Here is a 9,078-nt window from a genome sequence, read left to right as displayed (position 1 = left end):
CGGTCACATCAAGTGACCGAATCCCACATTCGGTCAGGGAGGGGGGAGGGGTGGGGGTGGGGCCAGGGGAGGGGATGCGGGAGGGCGGGGGTGCGGTCAGGGAGGGGTGCGGTCGGTCAGCTGAACTGCATGACGCCGTCGTCCAGGGTGCGGTGCCGCAGGGTGACGAGGTCGTGGACATAGCTCATGCCGAGCTGCCAGGGTGCCCGGGAGCCGGACCGGGGGAACCGGTCGACCGAGCGCTGCACGTAGCCTGCCTCGAAGTCGAGCAGTGGCCGGGTGGTGAGCGTCGGGTCGTCGTTGACCGGAACGCACACCGTCTCGCCGTTGGCGTCCATCCGGGTGAGCAGGCGGCAGAAGTACTCCGCGACCAGATCGGCCTTGAGCGTCCATGAGGCGTTGGTGTAGCCGATGGTGAACACAAAGTTCGGGACGCCGCTGAGCATCATTCCCTTGTAGGCCAACGTGTCCGGGAGCGACACCGGTTCCCCGTCGAGGCACAGTTCGGCGCCGCCGAAGATCAGCAGGTTCAGCCCGGTCGCGGTGACGACGATGTCGGCGTCGAGTTCCTCGCCGGACTCCAGCGCCAGACCGCGCTCGGTAAACGTGGCGATCCGGTCGGTGACGATGGACGCCGTGCCGCGGCGGATCGCGCGGAACAGGTCGCCGTCCGGTACCAGGCACATGCGCTGGTCCCACGGGTCGTAGCGGGGGGTGAAGTGGGTGTCGATGTCGTAGCCCGCGGGCAGCTGCCGCTGCTGCGCCTTGCGGAGATACGTCTTGACGACTCCGGGAAGCCGTTGGCTCAGCTGATAGGTGACCGTGGAGAACGCGACGTTCTTCCAGCGGGTGATCGGGTAGGAGATCCGGTCGCCGAGCACCCGTCGCAGGGTGTTGGCGATGGGATCCTTCGCGGGCAGGGCCGCGATGTAGGTGGGCGAACGCTGCAGCATCGTGACGTGACCGGCGTCGGCGGCCATCGACGGGACCAGGGTGACCGCGGTGGCGCCGCTGCCGATGACGACGACCTTCTTGCCGGTGTGGTCGAGGTCCGCCGGCCAGTGCTGCGGGTGCACGATCCGTCCGCCGAAGCGGTCGGTGCCCTCGAATGCCGGGGTGAAGCCCTCGTCGTAGCGGTAGTAGCCGGTGCAGGCGTACAGGAAGCGGGCGGTGAGGGTGACGGTCTCGCCGTCGTGCTCGGCGTCCACCGTCCACAGCTGATCGCTGCTCGACCAGTCCGCCCGGATCATGCGGTGCCCGAATCGGATTCGATTCTCGATGCCCGCCTCGGCTGCGGTGTCGCGGACGTACTGCAGGATGGCGGGTCCGTCGGCGATGGACTTCTCGTCGGTCCACGGGCGGAACCGGTAGCCGAGCGTCTGCATGTCGGAGTCGGAGCGGATCCCGGGGTACCGGAACAGGTCCCAGGTGCCGCCGATCGCGTCCCTGGCCTCGAGGATCGTGTAGGTGCGGCCCGGGAACGCGTCCTGGAGATGGTGGGCCGCGCCGATGCCGGACAGTCCGGCGCCGATGATCAGGACGTCCACGTCCGGCCGTGTCCTGCTCATGACTGACCTCCGGTGTGCTGCGGATGTGTGTGAAGGACGGTACCACTCACATTCGGTCCGTGAACGCGAACAGCCCCCGGCTGGGAGTCGGGGGCTGTTCGCGTGGTCATGACGCCGTGGTGACGGAACTCAGAGCTGAGCGACGACCCAGTCGATGGACTTGGTCAGCTGGCTGATGTCCTCGGGGTCGATCGCCGGGAACATGCCGATGCGCAGCTGGTTGCGCCCCAGCTTGCGGTACGGCTCGGTGTCGACGATCCCGTTGGCGCGCAGGATCTTCGCGACCGCCGCGGCATCCACATCGTCGTTGAAGTCGATCGTGCCGACGACCTGCGAGCGCAGCGCCGGATCCGTCACAAACGGGGTGGCGAACGCGGACGCCTCGGCCCACTCGTACAGCCGCGACGACGAGTCCTTGGTGCGGGCGGTGGTCCACTCCAGACCGCCGTTGCCGTTCATCCACTCGATCTGGTTGGCGAGCATCAGCAGCGTCGCCAGCGCGGGGGTGTTGTAGGTCTGGTCCTTGAGGGAGTTGTCGACCGCGATCGGCAGCGACAGGAATTCCGGGGTCCAGCGACCCGAGTCCTTGATCTCCGCGACCCGCTCAAGCGCCTTCGGGCTCATCAGCGCGATCCACAGGCCGCCGTCCGCGGCGAAGGACTTCTGCGGGGCGAAGTAGTAGACGTCGGCGTCGGTGATGGTCACCGGCAGCCCGCCCGCACCGGAGGTGGCGTCGATCGCGATCAGCGCGTTCTCCGATCCCGCGAGGCGGGACACCGGCACCGCGACACCGGTCGAGGTCTCGTTGTGCGCCCACCCGATCAGGTCGACCGAGCCGTCGGCCACGAGCTCCGGTGCGCTGCCCGGATCGGACGAGACGACGACCGGGTCACCGATGAACGGGTTGCCCTTGGCCACCGACGCGAACTTCGACGAGAACTCGCCGTAGGTGAAGTGCTGCGATCGCTCCCGGATCAGGCCGAACGCGGCGGCGTCCCAGAACGCCGTCGAGCCGCCGTTACCGAGGATGACCTCGTAGCCCTCGGGCAACGAGAACAGGTCGCGGAGGCCGGAACGGACCCGACCCACGACGTCCTTGACCGGCTTCTGACGGTGGCTGGTGCCGAACACGGAGGCGCCGACGTCGACGAGCGACTGCAGCTGCTCGGGGCGGACCTTCGAGGGGCCGCAGCCGAAGCGGCCGTCGACGGGCTTGAGGTCGGCGGGGATGATCGGGGTGCTCATCAGCGATGTGTCCTTACTGCGTTGGGTGACGAGGCGGGAAGGTTAGCGGGCGACCTTGTCCCAGCCGGCGACGGACTCGGGGGTGCGGGGTTCCGGTCCGGTGTAGATGGCGGCGGGCCGGACCAGCTTGCCGAGACGCTTCTGCTCAAGGATGTGCGCGCACCAGCCCGCCGTGCGGCCGCAGGTGAACATCGCGGGCATCATCGCGGCCGGGACCTCGGCGAAGTCGAGGATGACCGCGGCCCAGAACTCGACGTTGGTCTCGATCGCGCGGTCGGGGCGACGCTCACGCAGCTCGGCGAGCGCGGCCTGCTCGAGCGCGGCAGCGACCTCGTAGCGCGGCGCATTCAGCCGCTTGGCGGTGTTGCGCAGCACCCGGGCCCGGGGGTCCTCCGCGCGGTACACGCGGTGACCGAAGCCCATCAGCTTCTCCTTGCGGTCGAGGATGCCCTTGACCAGTGCGCGGGCGTCGCCGGTGCGCTCGGTCTCCTCGATCATCGGCAACACGCGGGCGGGGGCGCCGCCGTGCAGCGGGCCGGACATCGCGCCGACCGCACCGGACAGCGAGGCGGCGACGTCGGCGCCGGTGGACGCGATGACGCGGGCGGTGAAGGTGGAGGCGTTCATGCCGTGTTCGGCGGCCGAGACCCAGTAGGCGTCGATCGCGGCGACGTGCGCCGGATCCGGCTCGCCCTTCCAGCGGATCATGAACCGCTCGGTGACGGTCCGGGCCTCGTCGATCCGCTGCTGCGGGACGGCGGGCTGGTAGATGCCGCGCGCGGACTGCGCGACATAGGACAGGGCCATGACGGCGGCGCGGGCGAGGTTCTCGCGGGCGGTGGCGTCGTCGATGTCGAGCAGCGGCTCGAAGCCCCAGATCGGGGCGAGCATCGCCAGGCCGGCCTGCACGTCGACGCGGACGTCGCCGGTGTGGATGGGGAGCGGGAACGGTTCGGCAGGGGGCAGGCCCTTGCCGAACTCGCCGTCGACGAGCAGCGCCCAGACGTCACCGAACGTCACGCCCTGCTCGACGAGGTCCTCGATGTCGACGCCGCGGTAGCGCAGCGCGCCACCGTCCTTGTCGGGTTCGGCGATGTCACTGGTGAAGGCGACGACGCCCTCGAGCCCTGCGACGAAATCCTCGGGTACTGCCGCGCTGGATGCCATTTCTCGTGGATTCTCCTCGTCTTCAGTGCCGCCGGTCCGGGCCGCACAAAGCCATCACCGCCGGGCGGGGTGTGCGTGCCGGGTGTGCAGCACGTGTCGCCGCGGTCACCGATGAACTCTAGCCCGTCGGTCCGCCGCCGTTGAGCAGGGCATACCCGGGAGTAACGTGATCGGGTGTGTCGCCCGATGCCGAACCTCCCGCCGCGGAACCCGTCGACCTCGCCGCCATGCGGGTCGCGTACGCGGCGCAGGGCGTGAATTCGCCTGCCCACGAACTGAACCTGGACGTGGCGACCGTCGCCGACGGCTGGTTGCCGCTGCTGCAGCGGTGGATCGATCAGGCGCGGGAGGCGGGGACGCCCGAGCCGAACGCGATGGTGCTGGCGACCGTCGACGCGGACGGCTGCCCGGCGTCGCGGACCGTGCTCTGCAAGGGCGTTTCCGAGGACGGCCTGGTCTTTTACACGAACTATCGGTCGAACAAGGCTCGCCAGCTGGACCGCTCCCCGCACGCGTCGGCGACCTTCGCGTGGACCGCGTTCGCGCACCAGGTCACGGTGCGCGGTGAGGTGACGCGGGTACCGGACGCGGTGACCGAGGAGTACTGGCGGACCCGGCCCCGAGGGTCGCAGCTCGGTGCGTGGGCGTCGGATCAGTCCGCGCCGATCGAGTCGCGGGCGGCGCTCGATGCCCGGCTGGTCGAGGTCACCGAGCGGTTTGCCGACCACGACGAGATCCCGCGACTGCCGGGCTGGGGCGGATTCCTGCTCCGGCCGCGGACCGTCGAGTTCTGGCAGGGCCGGGCCAACCGGATGCACAACCGGGTGCTGGTCACCCGCGCTGGCACCGGCTGGACCGCTGAGCGCCTGCAGCCGTGACGGAACTGCGGAAACGTCGGCTGCTGGCCGACGTCACTCCGCTGCGCGAGCCGCACTACCGCCGACTCTGGGTCTCCGGCATCGTCACGGTGATCGGTGCGCAGCTCAGTGTCGTCGCGGTGCCGCAGCAGGTGTACGAGATCACCCGCAGTTCCGCGTATGTCGGGTTGACCGGCGTGTTCGGGTTGGTGCCGCTGATCGTGTTCGGGCTGTGGGGCGGCGCGCTGGCGGACGCGATGGATCGCCGCCGCCTGATCACGATCACCACGCTCGGGCTGATCGTGACGTCGGTGCTGTTCTGGGCCCAGGCAGCGGCAGGGCTCGACAACGTGTGGCTGGTCCTCGGCCTGTTCGCGCTGCAGCAGGCGTTTTTCGCGGTGAACCAGCCGACCAGGGCGGCGATCATCCCGCGCCTGATCCCCGGCGAGCAGCTTCCCGCCGCGAACTCGCTGAACATGACGGTGGTGCAGTTCGGGGCCATCGCGGGGCCACTGCTCGCCGGGGTGCTGATTCCGTCGGTCGGGCTGGCCAGCCTGTATCTGATCGACTCGATCGCGCTGCTGGCCACGCTGTGGGCGGTGCTGGCACTGCCCGCGCTGCCGCCGCTCGGCGCGACGACGCGGGCGGGGCTGCGGTCGGTGCTCGACGGCTTCGCCTACCTGTCCACGCAGAAGGTGCTGCTCGCATCGTTCGTCGTCGACATCATCGCGATGGTGTTCGGCATGCCGCGGGCGCTGTTCCCGCAGATCGCGCACGAGACGTTCGGTGACCCGGTGTCCGGCGGGGTCGCGCTCGGGCTGCTGTTCGCGGCGATGTCCGCGGGCGCCGTGGTCGGCGGGGTCTTCTCCGGGTGGCTGCCCCGGGTCAGCTACCAGGGTCGCGCTGTGGTGGTGTGCATCGCGCTGTGGGGTGTCGCGATGATCGGCTTCGGGGTTGCCGTCGGACTCGCGGATCCGGACGGCGGACCGTTGCTGCTGTGGATCGCGCTCGCGTTCCTCGCCCTCGGTGGCGCGGTGGACATGATCTCGGCCGCGTTCCGGTCGACGATGCTGCAGCAGGTCGCCCCCGACGACATGCGCGGACGGTTGCAGGGCGTGTTCATCGTGGTCGTCGCGGGTGGCCCGCGGATCGGTGACGTGCTGCACGGCGCCGCCGCGTTCGCGTTCGGGACCGCGGTCGCGGCCGCGGGCGGGGGCGTGCTGGTCGTCGTCGGCGTGGCGATCGCGTGCCTGCTGCTGCCCGCCTTCCTGCGGTATCGGGTGAAGCGACCGCGGCCCGTGTGAGTCCGCGGTGTCGGATCATGCGTGCCGCCGGCACGAAACCGGTGGCGCGGTCCCGCATTTCATGGACACTGGGGCCCATGCAGTCGCCCGGGTACGAGATCAGGTTCGGTGACCACCGCGCGGAGGTGGTCGCGCGGGGCGCCGGGCTGCGGATGCTCACCCACCGGGATCGGGCGTTGACCGAGACGTGGACCACCCCGGATCCGCCGCTATCCGCGGGCCAGGTCCTTGCGCCGTGGCCGAACCGGATCCGCGACGGCCGGTTCCGCTTCGACGGCGTCGACCATCAGCTGGCCGTGACCGAACCGGCGCGCGAGAACGCCATCCACGGGCTCGTCCGCCGCGACGACTGGCAGCTCGTCGCGCAGTCCGAGCGACGCGTCGAGCAGACCATCCGGATCGGACTGCACAAGGGGTGGCCGTATCCGCTGCAGCTGACCGTCGTGCACGAACTCGGTCCGGACGGACTGACCGTCACCCACACCGCGACCAATGTCGGTGCGACCCCCGCGCCGTTCGGGCTGGGAGTGCACGCCTACCTGCGGGTCGGTGACGTCCCACTCGACGAGTGCACGCTGCGGCTTGCCGCGGGCACCCGGTTGCCGCTGGACCCGGAGCGGCTGCTGCCGAACGGGCCGTCGCGGTCGGTGTACGACACCGACTACGACTTCACCGCGGCCCGGCCCCTCCGCGGGGTCGTCCTCGACGCGCCGTTCAGCTCGATCGTGCCCGACCCGGACGGTCGGGCCCGGCACGAGTTGCTGGCCCCCGACGGGTCCGGTGTCGTGCTGTGGACCGACAACAAGTTCGGGTGGGTTCAGGTGTTCACCGCGGACCCGGCGCAGGGGCACGGCTATCCGGGTCGGGGCCGGGCGCTCGCCGTCGAACCGATGACCTGCCCACCGGACGCGTTCAACTCCGGGATCGACGAGGTGGTGCTGGTGCCCGGCCAGAGCTGGTCGGGCAGCTGGGGCATCGGCGCGGTCTAGTCAATCGCCTGGTCAGGACATTTCGTTACGGTGCGGGTCGCGCGAAACCGTGACCCACCCTGGGCGGCTGCGGGCAACTGCGACTAGGTTCTCTAGACGACTGACTATTGCAACTCGCATAGCCTCGAGTTTGAGAGGGATCCTCCGTGCCCGCTGTCGATGACACCACGCCCACACTCAGCTACCCGGGTGGCGCACACTCGATGTCCATTGCCAAAGCAACCGAAGGCAACGACGGCATCGAGCTGGGCAAGCTTCTTTCCGCGACGGGGTACACCACCCTCGATCCGGGATTCGTCAACACCGCCTCCACCAAGTCGGCGATCACGTACATCGACGGTGACCAGGGGATCCTGCGCTACCGCGGGTACCCGATCGAGCAGCTCGCGGAGGGGTCGACCTTCCTCGAGGTCAGCTACCTGCTGATCTACGGTGAGCTGCCGACCGCCGACGAACTGGCTGCCTTCACCACCCGCATCCAGCGGCACACCCTGTTGCACGAGGATCTCAAGCGGTTCTTCGACGGCTTCCCCCGCAACGCGCACCCGATGCCGGTGCTGTCGTCCGCGGTGAACGCGCTGTCCGCGTACTACCAGGATTCCCTCGACCCCGACGATCCGGAGCAGGTGGAACTGTCCACCACCCGGCTGCTGGCGAAGCTGCCGACGATCGCCGCCTACGCGTACAAGAAGTCCGTCGGGCAGCCGTTCCTGTACCCGGACAACTCGCTGTCGCTGGTGGAGAACTTCCTGCGGATGACGTTCGGCTTCCCCGCCGAGCCGTACGCGGTGGACCCGGAGGTCGCCAAGGCGCTCGACATGCTGCTAATCCTGCATGCCGACCACGAGCAGAACTGCTCGACGTCGACGGTGCGGATGGTCGGCTCGTCGGACGCCAACCTGTTCACCTCGGTGTCCGCGGGCATCAACGCGCTGTGGGGCCCGCTGCACGGCGGCGCAAACCAGGCCGTCCTCGAGATGCTCGACGAGATCAAGGCGGGCGGCGGCGACGTCAAGGAGTTCGTCCGCAAGGTCAAGAACAAGGAAGACGGCGTGAAGCTGATGGGCTTCGGGCACCGCGTCTACCGGAACTACGACCCGCGCGCGGCGATCGCCAAGAAGTCGGCGGACACCATCCTCGCCAAGCTCGGCGGCGACGACGAACTGCTCGACATCGCGAAGGCCCTCGAGGAGGCCGCGCTCACCGACGAGTACTTCATCGAGCGCAAGCTGTACCCGAACGTGGACTTTTACACCGGTCTGATCTACCGCGCGATGGGCTTCCCGACGCGCATGTTCACCGTCCTGTTCGCGATGGGCCGGCTGCCCGGCTGGATCGCGCACTGGCGGGAAATGCACGAGGATCCGGCCACCAAGATCGGCCGTCCGCGGCAGATCTACACGGGCTACACCGAACGCAACTACGTCGAGCTGGGGAACCGCTGACCATGAGCAATGCACCCGAAATTGAGCCCTGGGACGGCCCGGCACCGACCGAGCTGGTCATCGAGGACATCACCGTCGGCGACGGCGCCGAGGCGACGCCCGGCGCGAAGGTCGAGGTCAACTACCACGGTGTCGAACTCGACAGCGGCGAGGTCTTCGACTCCTCGTTCCTGCGCGGCGAGTCGATCACGTTCCCGCTCGCCGGCCTGATCGCCGGCTGGCAGGAGGGCATCCCCGGCATGAAGGTCGGTGGCCGCCGCAAGCTGGTCATCCCGCCGGAGCTGGCCTACGGTCCGGCCGGGTCCGGCCATCAGCTGTCCGGTCGGACGCTGATCTTCGTGATCGACCTGCTCGGTGTCGTCGTCCCGCCGCCGGTCCCCGAGGTGGAGCCCGCGTCCGGCCCGGCGCCGACCGAGCTGGTCGTCGAGGACATCACCGTCGGTGACGGGCCCGAGGCGCAGCGTGGCGGCGTCGTCGACGTGCACTACCACGGCGTCGAGTAC

Annotated in this window: 8 protein-coding genes; 5 read left to right on the top strand and 3 right to left on the bottom strand. The window is 69.3% G+C overall.

Annotated elements, in window-relative coordinates; genetic code table 11:
* Nucleotides 1-116: 116 nt before the first annotated feature.
* The 3 genes from ACFWPA_RS15410 to ACFWPA_RS15400 all read right to left on the bottom strand — a co-directional run bounded on the left by ACFWPA_RS15410 (nucleotide 117) and on the right by ACFWPA_RS15400 (nucleotide 3,980).
* Nucleotides 117-1,568, bottom strand: a complete 1,452-nt coding sequence (locus tag ACFWPA_RS15410; RefSeq protein WP_378570798.1) for a flavin-containing monooxygenase — start codon at nucleotides 1,566-1,568, stop codon at nucleotides 117-119.
* 129 nt (nucleotides 1,569-1,697) lie between these two features.
* Nucleotides 1,698-2,813, bottom strand: coding sequence for a phosphoserine transaminase (gene serC, locus ACFWPA_RS15405; protein ID WP_378509002.1), 1,116 nt, complete (start codon nucleotides 2,811-2,813; stop codon nucleotides 1,698-1,700).
* 42 nt (nucleotides 2,814-2,855) lie between these two features.
* A complete protein-coding gene (locus ACFWPA_RS15400; protein WP_378570796.1) occupies nucleotides 2,856-3,980 on the bottom strand; it encodes a citrate synthase 2 in 1,125 nt (374 codons plus the stop codon).
* 176 nt (nucleotides 3,981-4,156) lie between these two features.
* On the opposite strand from ACFWPA_RS15400, the gene pdxH reads away from it, so the two are divergent.
* The 5 genes from pdxH to ACFWPA_RS15375 form a co-directional block, all read left to right on the top strand.
* The gene (gene pdxH / locus ACFWPA_RS15395; protein WP_378509000.1) at nucleotides 4,157-4,858 is read left to right on the top strand and encodes a pyridoxamine 5'-phosphate oxidase; all 702 of its coding nucleotides are present in this window, start codon (nucleotides 4,157-4,159) and stop codon (nucleotides 4,856-4,858) included.
* Nucleotides 4,855-6,141, top strand: coding sequence for an MFS transporter (locus ACFWPA_RS15390; RefSeq protein ID WP_378508999.1), 1,287 nt, complete (start codon nucleotides 4,855-4,857; stop codon nucleotides 6,139-6,141). Before pdxH ends, ACFWPA_RS15390 begins: the two co-directional genes overlap by 4 nt.
* A 77-nt stretch (nucleotides 6,142-6,218) precedes the next feature.
* Nucleotides 6,219-7,130, top strand: coding sequence for an aldose 1-epimerase family protein (locus ACFWPA_RS15385; RefSeq protein WP_378570794.1), 912 nt, complete (start codon nucleotides 6,219-6,221; stop codon nucleotides 7,128-7,130).
* A gap of 146 nt (nucleotides 7,131-7,276) precedes the next feature.
* On the top strand, nucleotides 7,277-8,575 hold the full coding sequence (locus tag ACFWPA_RS15380; protein ID WP_378508997.1) for a citrate synthase: 1,299 nt from the start codon (nucleotides 7,277-7,279) through the stop codon (nucleotides 8,573-8,575).
* Between the two features lie 2 nt (nucleotides 8,576-8,577).
* Nucleotides 8,578-9,078 (top strand): FKBP-type peptidyl-prolyl cis-trans isomerase (locus ACFWPA_RS15375; protein WP_378570791.1); only part of this gene is annotated, 501 nt, incomplete at its 3' end.

Source organism: Rhodococcus sp. NPDC058505, assembly GCF_042720095.1.
Classification (GTDB): Bacteria; Actinomycetota; Actinomycetes; order Mycobacteriales; family Mycobacteriaceae; genus Rhodococcus_G.
Note: the sequence above shows the minus strand (reverse complement) of the source record. Positions and strands in the feature narration are given on the sequence as shown.

Coding starts and splice junctions, on each gene's coding strand:
- ACFWPA_RS15410 (WP_378570798.1), bottom strand. CDS start 1,568: ATGAGCAGGACACGGCCGGACGTGGACGTCCTGATCATCGGCGCCGGA.
- serC (WP_378509002.1), bottom strand. CDS start 2,813: ATGAGCACCCCGATCATCCCCGCCGACCTCAAGCCCGTCGACGGCCGC.
- ACFWPA_RS15385 (WP_378570794.1), top strand. CDS start 6,219: ATGCAGTCGCCCGGGTACGAGATCAGGTTCGGTGACCACCGCGCGGAG.
- ACFWPA_RS15400 (WP_378570796.1), bottom strand. CDS start 3,980: ATGGCATCCAGCGCGGCAGTACCCGAGGATTTCGTCGCAGGGCTCGAG.